Here is a 23,271-nt window from a genome sequence, read left to right as displayed (position 1 = left end):
CTCAGCCGACGAGCGCGTCGTGGAAAGCCGACACCTCGACCCGGCCGGCGAAGCGGCGCGTGCGTCCGTGTTCCCAGACGATCCCGGATGCCACGGGGGCCACCGGCATCCAGTCGAGGTCGTCGATCCCGGCGATGGCGGCCACCGTGGCCCAGGCGTCGGCGGTGGTGAGGTCGTCGGCGATGACCGTCGCGCTCACGGGACCCGCGAGGTGCACGCCCGTCCGCGGATCGACGAGGTGCGCGCCGCGCTCGGACGTGCCCGAAGTGGCCACGGCCCCCTCGACGACCTCGACCGTGGCCAGCAGCTCCCCCTCGTGGGTCGGGTGCGCGATACCGATGCGCCAGACGTGATCGCTCGTCGCGGCCGTGCGCAGGCGCATGTCGCCGCCCACGTTGACGCCGACCGCCTCGACCTCGCCGTCGGCGAGCAGCTCGTCGAAGGCCCGGGTCGCTGCATCCGTCGACCATCCCTTCACGTACCCGGTCGGGTCGAACCAGCCGCGCCAGTGCGCGTCGAAGCGGCCGCCGCTGCGCTCCCGCAGATCGCGGCAGTCCGCTGCCACCTCGGCCACCCGCGGGTCGACGTCGCCGAGCTCGAGACCCTCGTCGCGCAGCCGCGAGATGTCGGAGTCGTCGCGGTAGGTCGAGAACACCCGCTCGTCGTCGCGCAGGCGCGCCACGCACGCGGCGATCGCCCGCTCCACGCGTTCGGTGCGCTCGCTGACGACGGTGATCGAGGCGACCGTTCCCATCACGGGTTCGACGACCGTGAACGCGGCGGTCATGCGCGGGCCTGATCGAGGGCGGACTGCAGCGAGGTGCGGTACCCGGTGCTGGTGTAGGTGGCACCCGAGACCATGTCGACCTCGGCGCTCTGCGCCTGCACGGTCTCTTTCACCAGCACGGGTAGGGCGCGCGAGTTGATCTGCTGGTCGCGTCCGCTCTCGGAGGGGTATTGCGGCACCTGCACGTCGGTGATCGCGCCGCCCGACACGGTGATCTGCACCTGCACGGGACCGAAGCGGGTGTTCGCCACCTGGCCGGTGAAGGTGCCGTCGGTGAGACCGCTGGATGAGGTCTGCGCGCTGGACGACCCCGACGAGGTCGAACTCGAACCCGAGGACGCGGATGCCGAGGGGCTCGGCGTGGTCTTCGGAACCGTGGCGACACCCGACGAGGGGGCGTCGGCGAGCGCGCTCGTCGACTCGGGGACCGTCGAGGTGCGGTAGCTGAACAGCAGCACGAGGCCGGTGACGGTCGCCATGAGGGCGTAGACGATCTTCTTCATCGGATTCTCCTCAGACGGTGAAGGCTTCGAGGTGGACGCGCTCGGCGGGGACCCCGGCGCGGCGGAGGTCGGCGCGCACGGCATCCATCCACGGCTGGGGTCCGCAGAGGAAGACGTCGGTGTCGGCGGGGCGCGGCGAGACATAGCGGATGAGGTCGGCCCCCGCCCACTGCGCGTGAGAGGTCGGCAGCCACGACGAGGCGGTCAGGGCTCGACGGCCGGGCAGCGGTGCGTGGCGCAGGCCGCGCTCCCGCACGAGACGGTCGATCGCATCGGCGCGCAGGGCGTCGGCGGCGGTGTGGTCGCGCACGATGAGCGTCGCCTCGCCCGGGGCCCAGTCGGCCTCTTCGAGCATCGCGACCAGCGGCGCGACACCCGCACCGGCGCCGATCATGAGCAGGTGTCCGCCGCGGCGCTCGTCGGCGGTCATCGTGCCGTACGGGCCCTCGATGAGCACGCGCGTGCCGGCGCGGAGCGCGGCCAGGCGCTGCGTGCCGTCGCCGACGAAGCGGGCCGAGATGACGAGCTCGCCGTCGGCCGGATCGGTGGCGAGTGAGAAGGGGTGCCCGCGCGTCCAACCCGCGCCATCGAGGAAGCGCCAGATGAAGAACTGTCCGCCGCGGGCCTTCAGCGCGTCGATCCGGCGCCCGGTCATGCGCACCGAGACGCCGCTCTGCCCGTCGCGTTCGACGGCGCTGACCCGGATGCCGTGGCGCAGTGACCTCACGAGCGGAAGCCCGAGGCGGAAGACGACGACCGTCGCTACGGTCACACCCCACATCGCCCACCAGTAGACGGTGGCGGCGGGCGAGACGGTGAAGTCGGCGCCCGTCCACAGCATGTGCGGAATGGCGAGGCCGACGCCGAGGTAGCCGTACAGGTGCAGCAGGTGCCACGACTCGTACCGCAGGCGCTTGCGGGCCTTGCGCACCGAGGTGACCACGACCAGCAGCAACAGGGCGGTGCCCGCGGTCGCCAACAGCATGCCCGGGTCCTCCCACACGAACTGCCACGCCTGCACCACGGGGTTGATGCCCGCCTGCACCGCGTAGCCGAGGATCTGCAGCCCGATGTGCGCCGCGAACAGCGCGAACGACCAGAATCCGACGATGCGGTGCATGCGGGTGATGCCGTCGCGGCCGAACCCCCGCTCGAACAGAGGCACGCGCGCCATCAGCAGCACCTGGTAGAAGAGCAGGTTCGCGGATGCCAGGCCCGCGGCGCGACCGAGGGAGTTCAGCGAGTCGGCTCCCCCGGCCAGCAGGGACTGCACTTCGCCGCCCGCGACCCACACGGCCACGACGACGAGGCTCGTCGCCCAGATGACGACGATCGCGGCGAGGTTCCACAGCGGCCGGGTGTTCTGCCTGCTCCGCGAGACGCGGCGAGCGCCGCGGAGGGCGGCGGCGGGCGGGGCGGCGAGGGCGGGTGCAGCGGTCATGCGCTCAGCGTGCCCGCGCGCTCCCCAGACGGCTCCAAGAATGGGGCATGCGCGGGTGATGCATAGGAAACGCGTAGAGTGCGGCTCCGCCCGCGCCCGGGCGTTACCCCGCGACGGGCGTGCTGAAGAGGTTCACGACGTTGCCGTCGGGGTCGCGCACGAGCGCCGATCGGTTGCCCCACGGCATCGTGGTCGGTTCGAGGACGACGTCTTCACCAGGCGCCTGGAGCGCGGCGAACGCGGCGTCGACGTCGGCGACCTCGAACTCGACGAACACGGACCGGTTCGCGGCGGGCACGAGGGCCCCGTCGAGCATCGCGACCGTGGCGGTGCTGGCGATCGCGAGGGTCGCGCCGGGGCCGCGGAACTGGGCGAAGACGGGGGCGGGCCGTTCGGCCTGCTGGCCGGTGACGCGCTCGTAGAACGCGACGAGGGCGTCGAGGTCGGCGGTGATGATGCGGATGGAGGCGAACGACATGGGTTTCCTTCGGTGGAGTCGACGGGATGAGAGCTCCAGCCTCACCGGGCATCGCGACACCGTCCTGTCGGTGTTTCGCGAAGTCCCGTGAGATCAGTCCTCGACGACCGACCGCAACCGGCCGTACGGGATCGCGAGGTCGGCGGCACGCAGCGCGCGCTGCGGGGGGCGCTCCTCGGTCACCTCGATCGACAGCATCCGGTCTCCCCGGAACGCCCGCACCCCGTCGCGCAGGCGACACCATGCGATGAGGTACCACTGGCCCTCCTTGCCGATGGACCCGAGGGGCTCGACCTCGCGAACCGATTCGGTGCCGCCGGCGTCTTGGTAGCGCAGGCGCACGACGCGATCGGCGCGCAGGGCTGCAGCGAACTCGGGCGGGGCGACGACCTCGTCCTCGCCCTCGAGAAGGTGAACGCGTGAGGCGAGGGCGCTGGCGCGCGCCGCCTCGCCCTCCGGCATGACCGCGAGCATCTTGCGGGCTGCCGTGCGGGCGGAAAGCCGGAACGGGCTGCGCCCGAGGCTGCCGAGACCGATCAGTACCGCGAGCGCCTCGTCGAGCGTGAACCCGGCCGGGCCCAGCGTGGCGGACGCGTCGATCACGTACCCACCGGTGCGGCCGGGCTCCGCCCAGATCGGCAGACCCGCCTGCTGCAGCGCCGAGAGATCCCTTTCGATGGTGCGCACCGACACCTCGAACCGTTCCGCGAGATGACGAGCACTTCGCGGTCGCGGCGAGACGGCCCGCAGTTCCTCCACGAGGCCGTAGAGACGATCGGTGCGGTTCACTCCCCCATCATCCGACGCCTCGTCACCTGGAGCACTCCTCGACGAGTCCGTGAGGTGATGGCACAGATCACGCCTGGAGGGATGCCGTCGCCCGTCTCGAGCGGCGGGGATGGGAGACCGGGCATCGTGCCGACCAGGTCGACTTACAGCGTAAGCTGATGTCGTGGAACACGAGAACATCGAGGACTCGCCTCCGCGCCGTTCTCGTGTGCAGCTGCAGGAGTGGGTGCAGGAATTCGTCGATCTCGGGCACCCGATCGCCAGCCGCATCCGCGTTGTCGAGCAGGAAGATGCGGACGGACGTGACACCGGCCTCGTCGTCGTCGAGCTCGCTCACGGCGGCGGATCGGTCTCGCTCGAACCCCGCGGATACGACGATCCCCTGTGGCAGGCCGACCTCACCGGTGGAGACGACGACGTCATGCTGTCGCCCTACGCGCTGGCGGGGCTCGCGGCCGAACTCGTCGTCGCCGGCAACCTCTGCGCTTTCCTGCAGTGGAAGTCGCTGGAGTGGGACCGAGCAAGCGGGCGCCACACGGAGGGAGGGGCGACAGATGCCTCAGGATGACGCGCACGAACTCCTGTCGAACATCCTCGACCGTTGCGCCGCCATGGAACGCCCGTTCTGGGAGGTCAGCGCCGAGAAGAGGGCCGAGGTGGCGCGCCACTTCGGGTCTCCCGCGGTGATCATGCGGGTCGGACAGGGGTCCGACGAAGATCTGCGCATCGCCGGCGGAGCCGATCTCTTCCTGGCAACGTCGCTGTTGACCGAGATCGCGATCGAGCTCGCGGAGCAGGCGCACGCGGGCCGCAGTCGGTCGGAGGCCGTCTCCGCCATCCGCGCGCGCCTGCGCGCTCTCCTCGGGCCAGCAGCCCACCCCGAAGACGCATCCGATCCGCACCGCGGATGAGGCGCGGACCCGCCTTTACTGGGACAGCTGACGGTCCAGTCGGTCCAGCAGCGCCTCGAGCGATTCCTCGAACTCGTCCTCGGAGCGATCCCTACTGAGAAGACCGCGCAGTCTCTGCACGTGAGGAGTGTCTGCGAGCTCCTTCTCGGCGTCGCCCTGTCCGATCGCGGCTCCGCCCTCGTCGAGCGGTTCCTCGACCGGCGCGGTCTCGGCGCCGCGCACGGCCGCTTCAAGGAGCAGGTTTCCAAGGAGGAAGCTGCTGAACGAGCGGTAGGCCCTCACAGCCTGCTCATCATCGAAGCCGAAACCGATCATCGCCGTGAGGAAATGCTCCACTACCTCCACGCTCCGCAACGGCGGGCGCAGCCAGGGCGCCGCCGGGTGACGAGTGGCGACAAGGGGGAACGCCTTCGGGTGTTCGATCGCGATGCGACGGACTTCGTGGGCGACGACCTGGAGATACCGCTGCCACCCGTTGTCTTCCGCCACGAGCAGTGCGTCGGTGAGGCCCCGCATGAGCCGATCGACGACGCCCTCGAGAAGGTCTTCTCGGCCGTTCACGTACCGGTACAGCGACATGGCCTCGACCCCGAGCGCTTTGCCGAGATGGCGCATCGACAGCTCGTTGAGACCTTGCGCGTCGATCAGCGACAGGGCCACATCGAGGATCGCGTCCCGGCTGAGCCGAGGGGCGGTCGTCCGTTCGGTGTCCACGATGTTCTCGCCCATGTCCCACTCTCCGTGCGTAGAACACCATCGTGGCCGAAATCGGCTCCCCACGGAGGTCGCTTGCCCCTCGGGCGAGGCGTGCGCTAGCCCGCCGTCGTCGGGGTCAGTCGTCGAGGCCGACCAGCACCGCGCTGCGTTCCCACAGCTGCCGCGCGACCAGGGGGTCGTCGGCGATGCGGTTGGTCGTGGCGGGCTTGTTGTTCGAGTAGAAGCCTCCGGGGGTCCAGTCGACGCCCGGCTTGCCGAGCGCGAGCCAGGTCAGACGTGCGCCGCCCACCGCGGTCGAGGTCATGAGGCTCTTCGCGAGCGGGCCCCCGTAGAGGAACTTCCACGGCCCATCGCTCGACGATCCGAAGTTCGAGGCGATGACGCCGGGGTGGAAGGCCACGGCCGAGATACCCTGGTCGCCGAACCGGCGGTTGAGTTCCTTGGTGAACAGCACGTTCGCGAGCTTCGCGTTGCCGTACGCCGCGGTCGAGGAGTAACGGCGCTCACCCTGCAGGTCGTCGATGTCGAAGCGGGGGAAGAGTTTCGCCGCGGCGCTCGAGGTCTGGATCACCGAGGCATCCGACTCGATGAGGCGCTCGCGCAGCAGATTGGTGAGCAGGAACGGCGCGAGGTGGTTGACCTGGAAGGTCGTCTCGTAGCCGTCCTTCGTCAGGGTGCGCTCGCCGAAGACGCCGCCGGCGTTGTTGGCGAGCACGTCGATACGGGGGTACTTCTCGAGGAGGGATGCCGCGAGCTCCCGCACCTGCGCCAGGTCGCTGAAGTCGGCGACGAATGAATCCACCCCGAGCGACCGCGCGACACGGGCGGTCTTGTCGGGATTGCGGCCCACCACGACCACCTCTTCGCCCACCTGGGTGAGCTGCTTCGCGGCTGCGGCGCCGATGCCGTCGCTGGCTCCGGTGATGACGATGGTGCGGGTCATGCGAACCTCCTGGGTCGAAGAGCGCCACGCTACTGCGGGCACTGATGTGAACGTCGGGGCTTGCCCGCGGCATCCGGGATCGAAAAGAACTCACAGCCCGCTCCCAGCCCCGCGGGACCAAAACCGGCGGGTCCCGCGTTCCTACCCATGACGCCCGACACAGGGCGACATGACGAAGGGACACACACCGTGAGCACGGAGTACCGGAAGACGTCGGAGGCGCTCAGCCGCCTCACCGACCGCCAGTTCGCCGTCACGCAGGACGACGCCACCGAGCCGCCGTTCCGCAACGAGTACTGGGACAACCACGAGGACGGCATCTACGTCGATGTCGTGTCGGGACAGCCGCTGTTCTCCTCGACCGACAAGTTCGAGAGCGGATCAGGCTGGCCGAGCTTCACCAAGCCCATCGACGACGCCGCCGTCGTGAACAAGACCGACCGTTCGCTGTGGATGACGCGCACCGAGGTCCGCTCGGCCGGAGCCGACAGCCACCTCGGACACCTCTTCGACGACGGCCCCCGCGACCGCGGCGGACTGAGATACTGCATGAACTCGGCCGCGATGCGGTTCGTGCCCGTCGCGGAGCTCGAAGCGCAGGGGTACGGCGCCTACCTCCCCCTGTTCCGTGAGAGCCGAGCCTCATGAACCTCTTCTCTTTCCTCACCCGCAGCAGCGTCAACCGCAGAAGGAGCACCACCATGACCAGCGGACCCACCGACTCCGGCGAGATCACCCGCCGCCCCGGCACCGAGACCGCCGTCCTCGCGGGCGGATGCTTCTGGGGCGTCGAAGACCTCATCCGCCGCCAGCCCGGCGTGCTCGACACGCGCGTCGGCTACACCGGCGGCCAGAACGACCACGCGACCTACCGCAACCACCCCGGTCATGCGGAGGCCGTCGAGATCGTCTTCGACCCCACGCAGACCTCGTACCGCGACATCCTCGCGTTCTTCTTTCAGATCCATGACCCGTCGACCCTGAACCGTCAGGGCAACGACATCGGCACGAGCTACCGCTCAGCGATCTTCCCGCTCTCGCCCGAGCAGGAGAAGGTCGCGCGCGACACGATCGCGGACGTCGACGCGTCGGGCATCTGGCCCGCGAAGGTCGTCACCACGATCGAGCCCGAGGCGCCCTTCTGGGAGGCCGAGCCCGAGCACCAGGACTACCTGATCCGCATCCCCAACGGCTACACGTGCCACTTCGTGCGTCCCGGTTGGGTGCTGCCCAAGCGCGAGGAAGCCTCCGCGTAAGTCGCTTTTCGGGGCCCGGATGCCATGGCATCCGGGCCCTTTCTCATGTCAGGCGACCGTGGGACTGCGTCTTTCGATCAGCACCGTGTCGCGCCAGGTGCCGGCCGCGTCGCGGGCGATGCGCTCGCGGACGCCGACGGTGCGGAAACCGTGGCGTGCGTGCAAGGCGAGCGAGGCGTGGTTGTCGGCGAAGGTCGATGACTGGATCGTCCAGACGCCGGCCGCCTCGGTCGAAGCGATGAGGGCGTCGAGCAGCAGGTGACCGATCCCCCGGCCGCGGGCGTCGGCTTCGACGTAGACCGAGTGCTCCACGACTCCGAAGTAGACGGGGCGCGACGACACGGCGGAGACGGCGGCCCAGCCGACGACCCGGTCCTCGCTCACGGCGACGAGCCGATGCGCGGCCAGCTTCGCCCCATCGAACTCGTCCCATGTCGCCGGGGGCGCCGTCTCGAAGGTCGAGTGACCGGTCGCGATGCCCTCCGCGTAGATGCGGTGCACCTCCGGCCAGTCGGCCGCGGCGAGTGGGCGCAGCGACACGCTCACGCGCAGCAGGACCCCGCGTCGGTGGTGCACACGCCCGTCTCGGGCAGCATGAGATCGACCTGTCGTGCCGCCGTCCGGTCGCCGGCGAGTTCCGCCGCGATCGAGCGCACCTGCTCGTACCCGGTGAGCAGCAGGAACGTGGGCGCCCGCCCGTACGACTTCATGCCCGCGAGGTAGAAGTCGGGCTCGGGGTGCGTCAGTTCGGCGACCCCGTGCGGCGGCACGGAGCCGCACGAGTGCAGGTTCGGGTCGATCAGCGGGGCGAGCGCCCGCGGTGCCTCGACGATCTCGTCGAGCCCCACGCGGATCTCGCGCAGCATCGTCAGGTCGGGGCGGAAGCCGGCGGCGTTGACGACCACGTCGACCTCGAGGGAGAACGCCTCTCCCGCTCGTCGGCCGCTGACGCACACGCCGTCGCCGGAGAGCCGCACGTCGTCGATCTCGAACGCGGCGATTTGCTCGACGGCGCCCTCGTCGACCAGGCTGTGCACCGCCGTGCCGAGGCGTCCGCGCGCGGCGAGGTCGTCGGTCGCGTCGGCGGCGAGGCGGGCGGTTCCCTCGTTGCGGACAGCCCAGGCGATGCGCGTCGTGGGCTCGTCTGCGGCGAGCGCGGCGAGGGCGATCAGGGTATTCGCCGCCGAATGCCCCGCGCCGACGACGAGCACGCGTCGACCGGCGAACCGCGCGCGGTCGCGTCCGCGCACATCGGGGAGCGCCGTCGTCACGCGATCACCGAGGTCGTCGTGGGCGAGACCAGACGACAGCAGCGACCGCGGTGAACTCGTGGTGCCCGAGGTGTCGATGACCGCGCGAGCCGTGGCATCCGTCGTCCCGTCGGTCGTGCGCAGTCGCAGCGCGAAGGGAGTGGCCGCCCGACCCACCGACCGCGTGCGGTCCATGCCCTGGCGGGCGACGGCCTCCACGCGCGTTCCGTACCGGATGACGGATGCCAAGGCGGCGGTGCGCGCGAGGGGTTCGAGGTAGCCGTCGACCAGCTCGTCTCCGGTGGGCAGGCCCTCGGCATCCGGGGCGGTCCATCCCTCGGCCTCGAGCAGACGGCGAGCTGCGGGGTCGACGACGTAGCGCCACGGCGAGAACAGGCGCGTGTGCCCCCACGCGCGAACGGCGGCGCCGGCGGTGTCGCCCGCTTCGAAGACGACGACGGGCAGCCCGCGTTCGATCAGGTGCGCTGCGGCCGCGAGGCCGACGGGGCCGGCGCCGATGATCGCGATGGGCAGACCCGCGCGGCGATCGGCCTCGCGCCGCGGTGGGACCGTGAGGGTCAGGCTCATGCGTCGACCCCGAGCTCGCGCAGCAGCGTGGTCACCCGCGCCTTGATGTCGTCGCGGATCGGGCGCACCTCGTCGAGGCCTTTGCCGGCCGGGTCGGTCAGTTCCCAGTCTTCGTAGCGCTTGCCGGGGAAGATCGGGCACGCGTCTCCGCAGCCCATCGTGATGACCGCGTCGGAGGCACGCACGTCGTCTGTGAGCAGCAGCTGCGGCACCTCGGCGCTGATGTCGATCCCCTCTTCGGCCATCGCGGCCACCGCCATGGGGTTGAGGGCGTCGCCGGGGGCGCTGCCACCGGACAGCACGCGCACGCGGTCGCCGCCCAGGGCGCGCGCGTAACCGGCGGCCATCTGCGAGCGGCCGGCGTTGTGCACGCAGACGAAGAGGATGGTGGCGGTGTCGGACATGGCGCTTCCTTCGGGTCGGGACGAACGGGAACAGCATGACGCAACACATCGACGCTCGTCAATATTGACGTTCATCGATGTGAAGACGATGATGGATGCCATGACCTCGACCCTCGCCCTGCCCCTGCTCGACTCCGCCTGCTGCGTCTCGTCGGGCGATGCCGCGATGGCCCCGGCCGAAGCGGAGACGCTGGCGAAGACGCTCAAGGCGCTCGCCGATCCGGCGCGGCTGCGGATCGTGTCGATCATCGCCGCGCAAGACGCCGGTGCCACGTGCGCGTGCGACCTGCAGGAACCCCTCGGCCTCTCGCAGCCCACGGTCTCGCACCACACGAAGGTGCTGGTCGATGCCGGCATCCTGACCCGCGAGAAGCGCGGCGCCTGGGCGTACTTCTCGCTCGTGCCGGGCGCTCTCGACAGCGTCGCCGCAGCCATCGCGCCCCGTCGCTGACGCTCGCAACCCCCGCGTCCGCTCGCGTTCGCCTGCCTAGGCTCGCGGCATGAACGAGTACGACGTCGTCGTGGTGGGAGCAGGGCTCGCGGGACTCCGCGCCGCGACCCGACTGGCCGAGGCCGGGCGCGACGTCGTGGTGCTCGAGGCGAACGACACGGTCGGCGGGCGCGAGCGCACCGACGTCGTCGACGGGTTCCGCCTCGACCTCGGCTTCCACGTGCTGAACCCGGCGTACCCGGCCGTGCGGCGCTGGGTCGACGTCGACGCCCTCGCGCTCCGGCGCTTCCCGGTCGCCGTCGGCGTGCGGTTGGACGACCGGGTCGCGCGATTGGCGCACCCGCTGCGGCATCCGGGATCGATTCCCGCGACGCTGCGCTCGGGCCTGGTGCGGCCCGCCGACCTCGCCGCGCTGATTCGCTGGGCGGGACCCACGGTGCTCAGCGCCCGAGCGGCCAAGAAAGGCCGCGACTTCTCGCTCGACGAGGGCTGGGACCGAGCAGGCCTCCGCGGCCCCCTCCGCGAGGCGGTGCTCGAGCCCTTCCTCGCCGGGGTGATCGCCGATGCCCGGCAGGAGACCTCCGACGCCTTCGTGCGTCTGCTCATCCGCAGCTTCGCGCTCGGGCGTCCGGGCGTTCCCGCGGCGGGGATCGGCGCCCTCCCCGCGCAGCTCGCAGACACCGCGCGGCGTGCGGGGGTCGGCATCCGCCTCTCGCACCGCGTCGTGTCGACCCGCAAGCGCGCGCACGGCTGGCACCTCGGAGTGGAGGGGGCGGATGCCGTGACCGCCCGCACCCTCGTGCTCGCGAGCGGGCTGGACCACGCCCTCGACGCCCCGCACCCTCGCACCCGCGGCCTGCAGACGTGGTGGTTCGCCGCCGACGAGGCCCCCTCGACCGATGCCGCGCTGCGCGTCGACGGACGCCGCCGCGGGCCGATCGTGAACACAGCGGTCATGACCAACACCGCGCCGACGTACGCCCCGCGCGGGCAGCACCTCATTCAGGCGACCTGCGTCATGCCCTCCGTCGCCGCCGAGGACGAGGTGCGGCGCCAGCTCGGCGAGGTGTGGCAGGCCGACACCCGGCCGTGGCGCCTGCTGCGCCGCGACGACATCACCCACGCGCTCCCCGCGCAGGATCCGCCGCTGCGCCTGCGCCTCCCCGTGCGCCTCGACGACGGCCGCTACCTCGCCGGCGACCACCGCGACTCCGCGTCGATCCAGGGCGCGCTGGTGTCGGGGCAGCGCGCCGCCGAGGCGGTGCTGGCCGACCTCGCGCGGTGAGCGGGCGGCGTCGCGATCAACCCAGGCCCGGTTCGGGGCGGATCCCGTCGCTCGGGGCGTGATTCATCCGCCCCAACCTGCAGGATTCGCCCCGAAACCCGACGAACCGCCCCGCAGAGCGCTACCCCCGCGCCGCGAGCGCCGTCAGCGCGTCGCCCGTGACGCGGCGGGTCGTCCATTCGTCCATCGCCTCGGCGCCGAGCGCGCGGTAGAAGCCGATCGCGGGCTCGTTCCACTCGAGCACCGTCCACTCGAGGCGCGAATAGCCCTTGTCGAGGCACTCGGCGGCGAGCGCGGCGAGCAGGGCCGCGCCGTAGCCGTTCGAGCGGTACTGCTCGTGCACGTACAGGTCTTCGAGCCAGATGCCGTGGCGTCCGGTCCAGGTCGAATAGGTGAGGAACCAGATCGCGATCGCCCGGATGCCGCGATCGGGCCCCTCCACGACGAAGGCGAACGCGCGGGGGTCATCGCCGAACAGCGTGTCGGTGAGCATCGCGGCGGTGTTGTCCACGGCATCCGGCTCTCGCTCGTAATCGGCGAGCGCCTGGATGCACGCGAGGATGCCCTCTTCGTCGCCGGGGCGGGCGGGGCGCAGGACGGCGCCGTCGCGGAGTTCGGTCATGACAGGGGCTCCCAGCTCTCGGCCGCGACGCGGCGGAAGTTCCCGCCGAGCACCGCGGCGACGTCGGTGTCGTTCCATCCTCGCGCGGCGAGCGCCGAGCCGAGGAGGACGAAGGTCTCGGGCGGCATCCACTCCATCGGACCCCAGCGGGTGTAGCTCGCGTCGTACAGCTCCGGCATCCGCGCAATCTCGTCGCGGAAGGTCTCCCAGTCGAACGAGAAATCGGTGCTGACCCCGACGTGACGGATGCCGACGACCTCGACGGCGCGCTCGAGGTGGCGCACCATGGCCTCGAGCGTCGGGGTGTTGGGCCCGAGGAAGATCCCCACCCCCGTGATGCCGACGACTCCCCCGGTGTCCGCTGCCGCTCGCGCCTGGTCGTCGGTGATGTTGCGCGGGTGCTCCCACACGGAGCGCAGGTTCGAGTGGCTGAACACCACCGGGCGGGTCGACGCGGCGCACATGTCGAAGGTGGTGCGGGCGCCCACGTGCGAGCCGTCGGGAACCATCCCGCGCGCGTTCATCTCGGCGACGAGGTCGCGGCCCCAGGCGGTGAGGCCGTCGTCGATCGCGTCGAGGCACCCGCCGCCCGCGCGGTTGGCGTGGTTGTAGGTCGGGCCGAGGGTGCGTACTCCCCGTGCGACGAGGGAGGACACGGCATCCAGGTCCCCACCGAGAGGGGCGCAGTCCTCGAGATCGAAGGCGACGGCCGTGTCGCCCCGCGCGGCGATGCGGTCGATGTCGGCGACCGTGGCGGCGAACTCGAGCCCGTCGATGGCGTCGACCTGCGCGCGGAAGGAGCGGAGAAGGGATGCCGTGAGCTCGGGCGCGTGCGGGGCGTAGCCGACGTTGATCGACACGTAGCCCCCGCCGGCTCCGCGGTAGCGCCGCAGGTCGGTGAGGTCGGCGGTCTCGACGAGTTCGACGCAGGCGTGCTGGTCCCAGAGCACGTCAGGCACCGGCCCGAGCGGCGAGTCCCGCGTCGAGCGCTTCGCGCTCGTCGAAGACGAAGAGGTCGCCGTCCCAGTGCGCGGCGCCCTGCGCGGCGAACCACCCGAGGATCCCGCCCTCGAGCTGGTACGCCTCGAGTCCCTCGGCGCGCAGGTACAGGGCCGCCTTCTCGCAGCGGATCCCGCCCGTGCAGAAGCTCACCACGGTCTTGCCCTCGAGTTCTTCGCGGTGGGATGCCGCGGCATCCGGGAACTGCGTGAACCTCTCGATGCGCCAGTCCATCGCCCCGGCGAAGGTGCCGTAGTCGACCTCGAAGGCGTTGCGCGTGTCGACGAGCACGATCTCCCGCCCCGCGTCGTCGACGCCGGTGTCGAGCCAACGGCGCAGGGTGTCGGGGGTCACGGCGGGCGCGCGACCGTCCTGCGGACGCACCTCGGGGCGGTCCATGCGGATGATCTCGCGCTTCACCTTCACGAGCAGCTTGCCGAAGGGCACGGCATCCGACCAGCTCTCTTTGGTCTGCAGGGCGGCGAAACGCGCATCGGCGCGCAGGTCGTCGACGAAGCCGCGCACCTCGTCGGCTCCGCCCGCGAGGAACAGGTTGACGCCCTCCTCTGCCAGCAGGATCGTCCCCCGCAGTCCCGCCTCCGCTGCCCGCGCGCGCAGAACCGCTCGCAGGGACGCGGGGTCGTCGATGCGCGTGAACAGGTACGCCGAGACGTTGAGGACGGATGCCATGGCATCCACGATACGAAAGGCGAGCGCTGTCAGCCGACGACGCAGGCGTCAAGCCGGGAAACGCCCGCCGCTGATCGCCTAGCGTGGGAGGACTCGTCTCCGGGAGGACCCCCGTGCCCCAAGGCCCCGTCTCGCCGGCCGTCACCGTCTCCGTCGTCATCCCCTGCCGTGACGACGGCGCCCATCTGTGGCGGTGCCTGCGCGCGCTGTCCGCGCAGACCCTCGCCCCGACCGAGATCGTCGTGGTCGACAACGCCTCGACCGACGACAGCGCCGAGATCGCCCGAGCGGCCGGAGTACGTGTGGTGTTCTGCGGGGAGCGCGGCATCCCGGCGGCCGCCGCCACCGGGTACGACGCGGCGCGGGGAGAGCTGATCCTCCGCCTCGACGCCGACAGCCTCCCCGATCCGACGTGGGTGCAGAGCATGGTCGACGCGCTGGCGGATCCGACCGTGGATGCCGTGACCGGCGGAGCCGTGTTCCACGACGGACCCGCGCGGCGACGCGTGTCGATGGCGCGGCTCTTCCTCGGCACCTATGCCACCTTCGCGACCCCCGCTCTCGGACACACGCCGCTCTGGGGATCGAACATGGCGTTCCGCCGCCGCGCCTGGGAGGACGTGCGCGGCGAGGTGCACCTCGACCCCGAGCTGCACGACGACCTCGACCTCGCGTACCACCTGGGCCGCCGCCATCGCATCGCGCGCGTGTCCGGCGCGCACATGCGTGTGTCGTCGAGGACCGTCGAGCCGCGCCGCTTCGCGCGATGCTTCCGTCGGGGTGCGGGGACCGTCTTCGCGCACTGGCCCGCCGAGATCCCGCCGGCGCGATGGGTGCGCCTGGGGCTGCGGGGTCGATCATGAGCGGCATCCTCTTCCCCGACGTCGAGGCCCCCGATCTGCACGTGATGAGCTTCAACATCCGTCGACGCTTCGACCGGATCACGTGGCCTCCCGCCGACCGGTGGCCCCTGCGCAAGGAGCGACTGCGGACGTTCCTCAGCGCGAACCGCCCCCACCTGCTGGGCACGCAGGAGGCGATGCCCGATCAGGCCCAGTGGGTGCAGGCGTCGCTGGGCTCCGACTACGGCCGCATCGGACTCGGCCGCGGTCCCCGCCGCGACGGGGAGGGCACTCCGCTCTTCTACGACCGCGATCGCATCGAGGTCGAGGACTGGGAGCAGGTCGCCCTGTCCGACACCCCCCGCGTCCCCGGGTCGACCGGATGGGGCAACACCATTCCGCGGATAGCGGTCATCGCACAGGTGCGCGACCTCGCGACCGACGCCCGGTTCACCTTCGTGAACACCCATTTCGACGCGTTCTCGCGCCGGGCTCGCCGCCGCTCGGCCGCGTGGCTGCACGACCTCGTGGCGCGCCGCGAACGCCCGCTGCTGTTCACCGCCGACGTGAACGCCCACGTGCGCTCCGGCGAACTGTCGGACATGTTCGCCGACGGCCTGCTCGTCGACACGTGGTCGTACGCCCCCGCCCGCCGGACCGCCGAGTGGGGCACCTTCAACAACTATGCGGCGCCCAAGGTCGGTGCGCGTCGCATCGACGCCCTGCTCGCGACCCCCGACGTGGGCGTGCGCGCGGTCGGCATCGACCCGCGTCCGACCGGCACGCAGTGGCCGAGCGACCACTTGCCGGTGCAGGCGGTCGTGCGCATCCATCCGGCGGCGACGCCATGACGGGCGGATGCCGATGATCCGGGCGATGTACGCCAACCTCAAGCGGCCGCCGCGCACCGTCACCGACTGGCTGACCGACGTCGTGCGGGCCGTGGCGATCGTCGTCGTCATCGTCTCGCTGTTCACCCTGCCGTTCACCGACTTCGCCGTGCTGTCGATGTCGCTGCCGGCGGTGATGCTCTCGCGCATGATCGGCCTGCGCTCGGGCCTCGACCTCGTCACGTGCGTCACCGTGTTTGTCGCGGCCGGCAGCAACGTCATCGACCTGTACCGCGCGTGGACCGGGTGGGACCTGATCGTCCACGCCGTGTGCACGGGCGTGCTCGCCGCGGTCGCCCTGGTGCTTCTCGACGACGCGCGCGTGATCGAGCCGACCGGCCGACGCCGGACGCCCATCGTCGTCGCCACCATGGCGGGCCTCGCGCTGAGCGCCGTGTGGGAGATGATCGAGTGGTTCGGCTACCGCTTCATCACCGACGCGATCTTCGTGACATACGACGACACGATCGGCGACATGATCGCGGGAGGCGCGGGCGCGCTGCTGCTGGGCGTCGTGGCATCCCGGTTCCGCCTGACCCGCGAGGATCGCGCGGCACTATAGGCGTCGGACCTCAGCGCCGGCGCGGCTCGCGCTCCGGCCCCGTCGTGACCGCGATGACGACTCCGCCGATGACGAGCGCGAGAGCGAGCAGCCCCACGAGACCCGGGAGGACGATCGTCGGGGCGTCAGGGCCCGCGCCGGCGTCGTCGATGAACGGGCCGATCTCGTCGAGCCACGTGCCGTAGGCCGTGCCCCACGCCACGAGCAGCCCGATCATCAGCACGCCGATGCCGGCCGTCGCCATTCCCCACACAGGTCCTCGCATGACGGCAGCATCTCAGACGGTCGCACCGATCCTCGGCATCCGGATGCCGTTTCCGCGCACCCCCGCCGCATCTCCGTCACGCGCGACACGCGGACCGGCGACGTCCCGTCCGCCGCCTGTCAATCCCCCGATGCGCGCTCGGGCCGCTCGACACCATGAACCCACATCAACGGAAGGAAGCGTCATGTCGAAGGATCTGTCGAAGGGCGACCGCGTCAGCTGGGACACCCCGCAGGGCCGCACGCAGGGTGAGGTCGTGGAGAAGAAGACGAAGGACTTCCAGCACGACGGTCAGAAGTTCACGGCATCCGACGACGACCCGGCCTACATCGTCACGTCGGAGAAGTCCGGCTCGACTGCGGCCCACAAGGGCTCGGCGCTGAACAAGCTCAAGAGCTGACCGGGGTCGCAGGGCCCCTCGACCGCGGTCGCGGGGCCTCCTGACCGAGGTCCCCGAGCCTGTCGACGGGACGGCAACCCGCTCATTCCCCCTTCGCGTCGCGTCGCTTGCGCATCTGCGCCAGCGCGAGGCCCAGCCGGTGGTTTCCGGACAGCACGTCCTCGTGTCGCTCGAGGAATTCCCAGTACGCGTCGGTGAAGACCGAGTCCTTGGCCTCCTGCGCCGAGGGCCACCACGACCCCATCCTCTGCAGGTAGGCGCCGCCCGAGACGTACGGCTTGGTCGCGACGAAGCCGCCGTCGGCGAACTGGCTCATTCCCATGACGTTGGGCACCATGACCCAGTCGTAGGCGTCGACGAACAGCGCGAGGAACCAGTCGTTGACCTGCCGCGGCGCGTACCCCTGCAGCAGGAACCAGTTGCCCAGCACCATGAGGCGTTCGATGTGGTGCGCGTAGCCCCACTCGTGCACGCGTTCCAGCACCGTGCGCACGGGGATCGGCAGGTCACTCGGCATCCGTTGCCCGGAGTACCAGTACTTCTCGATCCTCTTCTCGAGGTGCAGCGCGTTGACGTGCTCCAGCTTCGGGTGCGCCCGGTACATGCCGCGCATGTATTCGCGCCACCCGATCACCTGGCGGATGAACCCCTCGACGGATGCCAGGGGCGCGTCGGTCCGCGTGGCGGCGGCGACCACTTCTTCGACGGTGAGCAGCCCGATGTTCAGCATCGGCGAGATGATCGCGTGGAAGAGGAACGGTTCGTCGGCCTTCATCGCGTCTTCGTAGCGGCCGAAGTCGTTGAGGCGTTCCGCGATGAAGACGTCGAGCCAGTCGCGGGAGTCCTCCGGCGTGACGGGCAGCCAGAAGTCGGCCGCTTTGCCGGGATGCTCGGGGTAGCGCTCGTCGACCTCGGCGATCACCGCGCGGGTGATCTCGTCGTGCGCGAGCTGCGGCAGCGGCGGGATGTCGACGCCCTTCTTCGGCAGCGCCTTGCGATTGTCGGCGTCGAAGTTCCAGCGCCGCCCCGCCGGCTTCCCGCCGTCCATCAGGATGCCGGTGCGGCGCCGCTGCCAGTGGTAGAAGTCCTCCATGAGCGGCGTCGGGTGCTCGGCGAACCAGGCGTCGACGTCGTCCTCGGGGGTGAGGAACAGCTGGTCTGAGAGCACGTCGGTCTCGACGTCGTGCGCCTGGCAGATGCGCGAGATGCGCTCGTCGACGGGGCGGTTGGGGTCGCTCATCCACGTCAACTCGGTGACCCGATGGGCCTTCAGCAGCTTCTCGAGGCCGGCCTTGAAGGTGAGGTCGTCGTCGAGGGTGATCCGGCGGACGGTCTTGCCCTCGGCCTCGAGCCGCGCGGCGGTGTGCCGCATCGCCGAGACGAGCAGCACGATCTTGTGGCGGTGATACGGGAGCTTGGCGAAGCGGGGCGCCGACTCGATGAAGAAGAACTCCTCGATGCCGTCGTCGGAGTACGCGGGGTGCTCGGCGAACTGCTGCGTCGCGAGGATCAGTGCGGCCCTCACGCGTGGCGCCTCTGCTTCGCGGCGTTGGCGCGGCAGCCGCGCGAGCAGTAGAGCACCTGGTCCCACTGGTCGCGCCCGCTCCAGCGCTTGCGATCGGTGAAGGGCCGACCGCAGTAGGCGCAGGGCTTGGAGCGGACCTCGGGTCGTGACATGCCGTCATCGTCGCAAAGCGCGTACTCGGCATCTGGGGGCTTGCGCTGGCACGCTGCGCCGGTTCGCGCAAGGCCCGCGCGGCGGTCGACCGGGGCGTGGTCGGGTGGGGCCATGGACACGACACACGACCGCACGAATGACACCGCCGACGAGCCCGACGAGCTCGAAACCGCTGATGCGCCCGTCATCCCCGACACCACCGACGACGACGACACGCCCGTCGACAACCCCTCGGGCGGATGACCTCGCGGCGCGGCGCGACCGCGAGGTCCGCGCCGCGCTCAGTCGGTCAGGTCGAAGGTCTGCTTCTCACCGCCGCGGGGCCGGTCGCCGGTCACCTTCGAGGTGACGAGTGCGATGGCCGTGGCGAGGCGCCCGCCGGCGCTCCCCCAGTACTCGCCGGTGAGGGTCGAGACCTTCAGCAGGGTCACCCCGGGCGACTCGGGGCCGTCGGGGAACCACGCCTCGACGCTCGTCGACCACAGGTCCTTGAGCTTCGCGAGGTCGTCGACCACCTCGGCCTCGCCCGCGAGCGACAGCCACGTTCCGTCGGTGCTGAACGACAGGCCCACCTTCGGGTCGCGCCGCACGTGCTCGACGGCGGATGCGTGCGTGCCGACGATGAACCAGAGGTCGCCGTCCGACTCCTTCTCCTGCACAGTCAGCGGGTGCGCGTGCAGCGCTCCGTCTTCGGCGCGGGTGGTGACCATCGCGAAGCGGAACTTCTTGAGCAGATCGTTGAGCGTCTCGAGCTCGGTGGCGGTGGATGACATGGGGGCTCCCCTCGGTTCGTGAGCCCCCAGCCCATCCCCTGGCTACGCCTCGCGCTACGTGTTGACGTCGAGGGAATCGTCTGCTCTCGGCGGGGCGAGGGCGTCGAGCTCGGCGAGGGCCTCCTCGGCCCGGTGCACCCGCGCGGCGACCTCGTCGTCCCACCAGCGCGGCCCCCGCTCGCCCAGTCCGTGTTTCGCGAGTCCCACTCGGCGACGCGCGTCGGACACGGCGTCGTCTTCCCCGGCGCGTTTCGCCGTCCGCACGGCCGATCGGGCCCTCCCGAGGTGCGACCGCAATCGGTCGGCGAGGTCGTCCGGCAACGCCGGATCGGTGCGGCGCCACCGGCGCTCGTCGATCACGAGCCAGCGCTCGTCGTCGGTCGCGCCCCGATCGGAGGGAGGGTCGGATGCCATGCCCCCAGTGCACCGCACCCTCGGGCCCGCCGAAATCACCCGGGTATCTCGCAGACATCCGTGCTAGCGTGAAGTTATTCGTTCTGGGACTTGCTTCATCGACGCCCGCCTCATCGCTGAGATGCCGGGCGCACGGCGCCGAGCCGTTTCCGACAGCAACCCCACCCCTCATCATCGTGTGCCTCGCTCGACGGCTTCGGTCCTCGCCTCGCACTCGCAGAAAGTTCTTGTGTCTCTGCTTCACCCTTCGCCGCTATCGTGGCGCCAGGCCGATCTCGACGTGTACGTCGCGACGGCCGGATCCGACTACGCCGGTTTCGTCGGCGCGGGAACCTCGGGCTTCGAAGCCCAGGGTCCCCTCGGCGAGAATCTCGGTGTCCACACGTCCGTCGGAGCGGCTCAGGCCGCCGTCGACGGGCATCGCGTACGCGCCACCACCACGGTGACGCGGCGTCCCCGTCCGCTCCGCACGCGTCGGAGCGGCGCCCACGGCCGCATCTGCGGCCCAACATGAATAAAGGAAGAACACGATGGCCACTGGCACCGTGAAATGGTTCAACTCCGAAAAGGGCTACGGCTTCATTGCTCCCGACGACGGCTCCGCCGACCTGTTCGCGCACTTCAGCGCGATCCAGGGCAACGGCTTCAAGGAGCTCACGGAAGCACAGAAGGTCGAATTCGACGCTGAGCAGGGCCCCAAGGGCATGCAGGCGGCGAACATCCGCCCCCTCTAAGCTCCGCTTACCTCGGAAGCCGGGTACGTCGCCTCGCGACGACCCGGCTTTCGTCGTTTCCGAGACGATTCCGCACGCAGGGATTTCCATTTCCCGAGAGGCTCCTGAACATCGCGTCGTATGCCGGGTCGTCCATACGGCGACCCGTAATGTGGGCGACAGCCCGGGTAGCCGCCCCGGTCCATCCCGATCCGAGGAGCAGAAAATCGCTTCCACCGTCGTCGAGTCCCGCCTCGGCCCCATCCGTCAGACGTACTCCGGTACGACCGAATTCCCCCCGATCACCAAGGCCTACACAGAGCTGTCTCAGGTCGTCCGCGAGAGCGGACTCCTCGTCCGCACGCCGGTGTTCTACGCCGTCGTCGCCGCCGCGATCGTGCTCGGTTTCGCCGGGTGCGTCACCGGCTTCATCCTCCTCGGCGACAGCTGGTTCCAGCTGATCATCGCCGCGGTCCTCGGCATCCTGTTCACCCAGGTCGCCTTCCTCGCCCACGAGGCCGCGCACCGCCAGATCTTCGCGTCGGGCCCGGCCAACGATCGCCTCGGCCTGCTCATCGGCAACGGCATCGTCGGCATGAGCCGCTCGTGGTGGGCGTCGAAGCACACGCGTCACCACGCCAACCCCAACCGCGTCGACAAGGACCCCGACATCGAGATCGACACGATCTCGTTCCTCGACGTCGACGCGGCCAAGGCCCGCGGCATCCAGCGCTGGATCACCCAGCGTCAGGGGTACCTGTTCTTCCCGCTGCTGGCGTTCGAGGGGATCAACCTCTACGTGCTGGCCCTGCGCCACCTCTTCTCGCGCGAGCCCGTCAAGGGCCGCTGGGCCGAACTCGCCCTGCTGGCGCTGCGCCACGCGCTCTTCATCGCGCCGATCTTCATCTTCTTGCCGGTCGGTCTCGCTTTCGCGTTCTTCGGCGTCTCGGTCGCGGTCTTCGGGATCTACATGGGAGCGTCCTTCGCCCCCAACCACAAGGGAATGCCGATCATCGCGCCCGGTGCGAAGCTCGACTTCTTCAGCAAGCAGGTGCGCACCTCGCGCAACGTCTCGGGCGGCTGGTGGGCCACGTGGCTCATGGGCGGTCTGAACTACCAGATCGAGCACCACCTGTTCCCGAACATGCCGCGCCCGCACCTCAGCAAGGCCCGCGTGATCGTCCGCGAGCACTGCGAGACGCTGAACGTCCCGTACGTCGAGACGACCCTCTTCCAGTCGTACGGCATCGTCATCGCGTACCTCAACCGGGTCGGGCTCGCCGCCCGCGACCCCTTCGACTGCCCGCTGACCTCTCCCACCCGTCAGCTGAACGTCGAGTAGGCACTCGCACGACGGCGCCGCACCCGAAAGGGGCGGCGCCGTCGTCGTTCACCCCCGCGCATCGGGCTTCGGCTCCGGGCACTCTCCTCCGGCATCCGTCGCCTTCTCGAAGTGCCACCGCTCGTTGGCGTAGGTCTGGCACAGGCCCCATTCCCGCCCGTGCTCGATGATCCACAGCTGCGCGTCGAGCGAGCCGATGTCGACCGCTCGACCGGTGACGTGGCTCGAGTCTTCGGGCGACGCGACGTACTCCCGCGCGAGCGCCTCGGAGCCGTACGTGCGAATGGCGTCGCCGAGCAGCCAGCGCTGGTACTCCTCGCTGCGCCATCCGCTGGTGACGTCGAAGACGACTCCCTCCGGCGCGGCAGCCGCCTGGGCGGAGCGAAGGGCCTCGCGCAAGTCTCCGTCGAGTCCTGTCATCGCCGGGTGCCGATCGTCGCTCACGGTGAGGGGCGCCTCCGCCGGGATCATCCCGTCGGCCTCCGTCGGAGAGAACGGCGCGTGCGCGGTCATGCCCGCCGTGAACGACGCCGCGGTGGTCATCGCGAGCACAACGGCGACCACGGTGAGGACGACGGCCAGGACGGCCCCGATCGCGAGGACCGCGAGCCGACGGCGGGAAGGAGAATCGATACGGGATGCGGGAGAAGCCATGGCCCCAGTCGACTCGGGGCTGCGTTGTCACGGTGTATCACCCGCGCGATACGCCGGCGATACACCCCGCGACGTCTCGGCCGTCAGTCGCGTGACACCTCGTGCAGCAGCACGTCGCGCACCTCGCCGTCGTCGAGGGTCGCGGTCATCAGCGTGCACGCCGGCTGACGGCGGCGGTCGGTGGGCGAGCCGGGGTTGAGGAGGCGCAGGCCGTTCGGGGTCACGGTGTCCCACGGGATGTGGCTGTGCCCGAACACGAGCAGGTCGACGTCGGAGTAGGCGGCATCCATCCTCTTCTCGCGTCCGGTCGCGGGCCCCGTCTCGTGCACGACCGCGACGCGCACCCCGTCGATCTCGGCGCGGGCGACCTCGGGCAGGCGCGAGCGCAGGTCGTCGCCGTCGTTGTTGCCCCAGACGCCCAGCACCGGGCCGAGGGTCTCGACTTCGTCGAGCACGCTCGCGCTCACCCAGTCGCCCGCGTGGACGATCAGATCGACGTCGGATGCCGCCGCGCGCATCGCCGCGGTAAGGACGCGCGCCCGCTTCGGCACGTGCGTGTCGGCCACGAGGAGAAGTCGGGTCGCCATGCCCCCACGCTACCGACGCCGGCGACGGTGGGCACCG

34 protein-coding genes are annotated in these 23,271 nt (G+C 70.5%); 14 read left to right on the top strand and 20 right to left on the bottom strand.

Annotated features, from left to right (window positions below; all coding sequences use genetic code 11):
• Position 1 precedes the first annotated feature (1 nt).
• The 5 genes from BLS25_RS03225 to BLS25_RS03205 all read right to left on the bottom strand — a co-directional run bounded on the left by BLS25_RS03225 (position 2) and on the right by BLS25_RS03205 (position 3,998).
• A complete protein-coding gene (locus tag BLS25_RS03225; RefSeq protein ID WP_074694366.1) occupies positions 2-787 on the bottom strand; it encodes an FAD:protein FMN transferase in 786 nt (261 codons plus the stop codon).
• Positions 784-1,290, bottom strand: a complete 507-nt coding sequence (locus BLS25_RS03220) for an FMN-binding protein (RefSeq protein ID WP_074694365.1) — start codon at positions 1,288-1,290, stop codon at positions 784-786. Before BLS25_RS03220 ends, BLS25_RS03225 begins: the two co-directional genes overlap by 4 nt.
• 10 nt (positions 1,291-1,300) lie before the next feature.
• Positions 1,301-2,731, bottom strand: coding sequence for a ferredoxin reductase family protein (locus BLS25_RS03215; RefSeq protein ID WP_074694364.1), 1,431 nt, complete (start codon positions 2,729-2,731; stop codon positions 1,301-1,303).
• A 103-nt stretch (positions 2,732-2,834) separates the two neighbouring features.
• A complete protein-coding gene (locus tag BLS25_RS03210) occupies positions 2,835-3,209 on the bottom strand; it encodes a VOC family protein (protein ID WP_074694363.1) in 375 nt (124 codons plus the stop codon).
• Between the two features lie 93 nt (positions 3,210-3,302).
• A complete protein-coding gene (locus BLS25_RS03205) occupies positions 3,303-3,998 on the bottom strand; it encodes a helix-turn-helix transcriptional regulator (RefSeq protein WP_074694362.1) in 696 nt (231 codons plus the stop codon).
• A gap of 163 nt (positions 3,999-4,161) precedes the next feature.
• Between BLS25_RS03205 and BLS25_RS03200 the strand changes: the two genes are divergently transcribed.
• Both BLS25_RS03200 and BLS25_RS03195 read left to right on the top strand, forming a co-directional pair.
• Positions 4,162-4,566, top strand: coding sequence for a hypothetical protein (locus BLS25_RS03200; RefSeq protein ID WP_074694361.1), 405 nt, complete (start codon positions 4,162-4,164; stop codon positions 4,564-4,566).
• A complete protein-coding gene (locus BLS25_RS03195) occupies positions 4,553-4,909 on the top strand; it encodes a hypothetical protein (RefSeq protein ID WP_074694360.1) in 357 nt (118 codons plus the stop codon). The genes BLS25_RS03200 and BLS25_RS03195 overlap by 14 nt, the downstream gene beginning before the upstream one ends.
• 15 nt (positions 4,910-4,924) lie before the next feature.
• Here the strand turns inward: BLS25_RS03195 and BLS25_RS03190 are convergent, their stop codons facing one another.
• Together BLS25_RS03190 and BLS25_RS03185 are read right to left on the bottom strand one after the other, a co-directional pair.
• Positions 4,925-5,638, bottom strand: coding sequence for a TetR/AcrR family transcriptional regulator C-terminal domain-containing protein (locus BLS25_RS03190; protein ID WP_074694359.1), 714 nt, complete (start codon positions 5,636-5,638; stop codon positions 4,925-4,927).
• 103 nt (positions 5,639-5,741) lie between these two features.
• Entirely contained in the window at positions 5,742-6,569 is an 828-nt protein-coding gene (locus tag BLS25_RS03185) for an SDR family NAD(P)-dependent oxidoreductase (RefSeq protein ID WP_074694358.1), read from the bottom strand.
• Between the two features lie 189 nt (positions 6,570-6,758).
• Here BLS25_RS03185 and msrB point away from each other — a divergent pair, with 189 nt between their 5' ends.
• Together msrB and msrA are read left to right on the top strand one after the other, a co-directional pair.
• Complete coding sequence (msrB, locus tag BLS25_RS03180; RefSeq protein WP_074694357.1) at positions 6,759-7,217, top strand: peptide-methionine (R)-S-oxide reductase MsrB; 459 nt, start codon at positions 6,759-6,761, stop codon at positions 7,215-7,217.
• 53 nt (positions 7,218-7,270) lie between these two features.
• Positions 7,271-7,825, top strand: a complete 555-nt coding sequence (msrA, locus tag BLS25_RS03175) for a peptide-methionine (S)-S-oxide reductase MsrA (RefSeq protein WP_056227938.1) — start codon at positions 7,271-7,273, stop codon at positions 7,823-7,825.
• 48 nt (positions 7,826-7,873) lie between these two features.
• Here msrA and BLS25_RS03170 read toward each other — a convergent pair whose 3' ends face one another.
• From BLS25_RS03170 to BLS25_RS03160, 3 genes are read right to left on the bottom strand one after another with little or no spacing between them, the layout of a single operon-like run.
• Positions 7,874-8,401 carry a GNAT family N-acetyltransferase gene (locus BLS25_RS03170; RefSeq protein WP_256335517.1) on the bottom strand — a complete coding sequence of 176 codons (528 nt, stop codon included), beginning with the start codon at positions 8,399-8,401 and terminating at the stop codon, positions 7,874-7,876.
• Positions 8,368-9,663 (bottom strand): FAD-dependent oxidoreductase, encoded by a 1,296-nt coding sequence (locus BLS25_RS03165; RefSeq protein WP_074694356.1) that lies wholly within the window; start codon positions 9,661-9,663, stop codon positions 8,368-8,370. The genes BLS25_RS03170 and BLS25_RS03165 overlap by 34 nt, the downstream gene beginning before the upstream one ends.
• Positions 9,660-10,067: an arsenate reductase ArsC gene (locus BLS25_RS03160; RefSeq protein WP_056227932.1), complete on the bottom strand. Its 408-nt coding sequence runs from the start codon at positions 10,065-10,067 to the stop codon at positions 9,660-9,662. The genes BLS25_RS03165 and BLS25_RS03160 overlap by 4 nt, the downstream gene beginning before the upstream one ends.
• Positions 10,068-10,167: 100 nt before the next feature.
• Between BLS25_RS03160 and BLS25_RS03155 the strand changes: the two genes are divergently transcribed.
• Both BLS25_RS03155 and BLS25_RS03150 read left to right on the top strand, forming a co-directional pair.
• Positions 10,168-10,518, top strand: coding sequence for an ArsR/SmtB family transcription factor (locus BLS25_RS03155; protein WP_074694425.1), 351 nt, complete (start codon positions 10,168-10,170; stop codon positions 10,516-10,518).
• Positions 10,519-10,567: 49 nt separating this feature from the next.
• On the top strand, positions 10,568-11,803 hold the full coding sequence (locus BLS25_RS03150) for an NAD(P)/FAD-dependent oxidoreductase (RefSeq protein ID WP_074694355.1): 1,236 nt from the start codon (positions 10,568-10,570) through the stop codon (positions 11,801-11,803).
• A gap of 121 nt (positions 11,804-11,924) precedes the next feature.
• On the opposite strand, the gene BLS25_RS03145 is transcribed toward BLS25_RS03150, so the two are convergent.
• The 3 genes from BLS25_RS03145 to BLS25_RS03135 are packed head-to-tail and all read right to left on the bottom strand — an operon-like array spanning position 11,925 to position 14,114.
• On the bottom strand, positions 11,925-12,425 hold the full coding sequence (locus BLS25_RS03145; RefSeq protein WP_056227923.1) for a GNAT family N-acetyltransferase: 501 nt from the start codon (positions 12,423-12,425) through the stop codon (positions 11,925-11,927).
• Positions 12,422-13,384, bottom strand: coding sequence for a dipeptidase (locus BLS25_RS03140; protein WP_143017796.1), 963 nt, complete (start codon positions 13,382-13,384; stop codon positions 12,422-12,424). Before BLS25_RS03140 ends, BLS25_RS03145 begins: the two co-directional genes overlap by 4 nt.
• Positions 13,377-14,114 (bottom strand): sulfurtransferase, encoded by a 738-nt coding sequence (locus tag BLS25_RS03135; RefSeq protein ID WP_074694354.1) that lies wholly within the window; start codon positions 14,112-14,114, stop codon positions 13,377-13,379. Before BLS25_RS03135 ends, BLS25_RS03140 begins: the two co-directional genes overlap by 8 nt.
• 113 nt (positions 14,115-14,227) lie before the next feature.
• On the opposite strand from BLS25_RS03135, the gene BLS25_RS03130 reads away from it, so the two are divergent.
• The 3 genes from BLS25_RS03130 to BLS25_RS03120 are packed head-to-tail and all read left to right on the top strand — an operon-like array spanning position 14,228 to position 16,408.
• Positions 14,228-14,977 carry a glycosyltransferase family 2 protein gene (locus tag BLS25_RS03130; protein ID WP_056227914.1) on the top strand — a complete coding sequence of 250 codons (750 nt, stop codon included), beginning with the start codon at positions 14,228-14,230 and terminating at the stop codon, positions 14,975-14,977.
• Positions 14,974-15,807 (top strand): endonuclease/exonuclease/phosphatase family protein, encoded by an 834-nt coding sequence (locus BLS25_RS03125; protein ID WP_056227911.1) that lies wholly within the window; start codon positions 14,974-14,976, stop codon positions 15,805-15,807. The genes BLS25_RS03130 and BLS25_RS03125 overlap by 4 nt, the downstream gene beginning before the upstream one ends.
• A gap of 25 nt (positions 15,808-15,832) precedes the next feature.
• Complete coding sequence (locus BLS25_RS03120; protein WP_074694424.1) at positions 15,833-16,408, top strand: DUF2238 domain-containing protein; 576 nt, start codon at positions 15,833-15,835, stop codon at positions 16,406-16,408.
• A gap of 10 nt (positions 16,409-16,418) precedes the next feature.
• On the opposite strand, the gene BLS25_RS03115 is transcribed toward BLS25_RS03120, so the two are convergent.
• Positions 16,419-16,673, bottom strand: a complete 255-nt coding sequence (locus BLS25_RS03115) for a hypothetical protein (protein WP_143017795.1) — start codon at positions 16,671-16,673, stop codon at positions 16,419-16,421.
• A 184-nt stretch (positions 16,674-16,857) separates the two neighbouring features.
• On the opposite strand from BLS25_RS03115, the gene BLS25_RS03110 reads away from it, so the two are divergent.
• Positions 16,858-17,073, top strand: coding sequence for a hypervirulence associated TUDOR domain-containing protein (locus BLS25_RS03110; protein WP_056227904.1), 216 nt, complete (start codon positions 16,858-16,860; stop codon positions 17,071-17,073).
• 82 nt (positions 17,074-17,155) lie between these two features.
• On the opposite strand, the gene BLS25_RS16800 is transcribed toward BLS25_RS03110, so the two are convergent.
• Together BLS25_RS16800 and BLS25_RS03100 are read right to left on the bottom strand one after the other, a co-directional pair.
• Positions 17,156-18,598, bottom strand: coding sequence for a cryptochrome/photolyase family protein (locus BLS25_RS16800; RefSeq protein WP_074694351.1), 1,443 nt, complete (start codon positions 18,596-18,598; stop codon positions 17,156-17,158).
• Complete coding sequence (locus tag BLS25_RS03100; RefSeq protein ID WP_074694350.1) at positions 18,595-18,750, bottom strand: DUF2256 domain-containing protein; 156 nt, start codon at positions 18,748-18,750, stop codon at positions 18,595-18,597. The genes BLS25_RS16800 and BLS25_RS03100 overlap by 4 nt, the downstream gene beginning before the upstream one ends.
• Before the next feature lie 112 nt (positions 18,751-18,862).
• Here BLS25_RS03100 and BLS25_RS17105 point away from each other — a divergent pair, with 112 nt between their 5' ends.
• Positions 18,863-18,994: a hypothetical protein gene (locus BLS25_RS17105; protein ID WP_256335516.1), complete on the top strand. Its 132-nt coding sequence runs from the start codon at positions 18,863-18,865 to the stop codon at positions 18,992-18,994.
• A 38-nt stretch (positions 18,995-19,032) separates the two neighbouring features.
• Here the strand turns inward: BLS25_RS17105 and BLS25_RS03095 are convergent, their stop codons facing one another.
• The gene (locus BLS25_RS03095; protein WP_056227897.1) at positions 19,033-19,524 is read right to left on the bottom strand and encodes a pyridoxamine 5'-phosphate oxidase family protein; all 492 of its coding nucleotides are present in this window, start codon (positions 19,522-19,524) and stop codon (positions 19,033-19,035) included.
• A gap of 54 nt (positions 19,525-19,578) precedes the next feature.
• Entirely contained in the window at positions 19,579-19,938 is a 360-nt protein-coding gene (locus BLS25_RS03090; RefSeq protein ID WP_074694349.1) for a biopolymer transporter Tol, read from the bottom strand.
• A 229-nt stretch (positions 19,939-20,167) separates the two neighbouring features.
• Between BLS25_RS03090 and BLS25_RS03085 the strand changes: the two genes are divergently transcribed.
• The 3 genes from BLS25_RS03085 to BLS25_RS03075 all read left to right on the top strand — a co-directional run bounded on the left by BLS25_RS03085 (position 20,168) and on the right by BLS25_RS03075 (position 21,993).
• The gene (locus BLS25_RS03085; protein WP_143017794.1) at positions 20,168-20,452 is read left to right on the top strand and encodes a hypothetical protein; all 285 of its coding nucleotides are present in this window, start codon (positions 20,168-20,170) and stop codon (positions 20,450-20,452) included.
• A gap of 16 nt (positions 20,453-20,468) precedes the next feature.
• Positions 20,469-20,672, top strand: a complete 204-nt coding sequence (locus BLS25_RS03080) for a cold-shock protein (RefSeq protein ID WP_013583139.1) — start codon at positions 20,469-20,471, stop codon at positions 20,670-20,672.
• Positions 20,673-20,823: 151 nt separating this feature from the next.
• The gene (locus BLS25_RS03075; protein ID WP_143017793.1) at positions 20,824-21,993 is read left to right on the top strand and encodes a fatty acid desaturase family protein; all 1,170 of its coding nucleotides are present in this window, start codon (positions 20,824-20,826) and stop codon (positions 21,991-21,993) included.
• A gap of 48 nt (positions 21,994-22,041) precedes the next feature.
• Here the strand turns inward: BLS25_RS03075 and BLS25_RS03070 are convergent, their stop codons facing one another.
• A complete protein-coding gene (locus BLS25_RS03070; RefSeq protein ID WP_074694347.1) occupies positions 22,042-22,647 on the bottom strand; it encodes a M15 family metallopeptidase in 606 nt (201 codons plus the stop codon).
• Between the two features lie 83 nt (positions 22,648-22,730).
• On the bottom strand, positions 22,731-23,234 hold the full coding sequence (locus BLS25_RS03065) for a metallophosphoesterase family protein (RefSeq protein WP_074694346.1): 504 nt from the start codon (positions 23,232-23,234) through the stop codon (positions 22,731-22,733).
• Positions 23,235-23,271 lie beyond the last annotated feature (37 nt).

The organism is Microbacterium testaceum StLB037 (assembly GCF_900104345.1).
Classification (GTDB): Bacteria; Actinomycetota; Actinomycetes; order Actinomycetales; family Microbacteriaceae; genus Microbacterium; species Microbacterium testaceum_A.
This window is presented reverse-complemented; position numbering and strand designations above follow the sequence as displayed.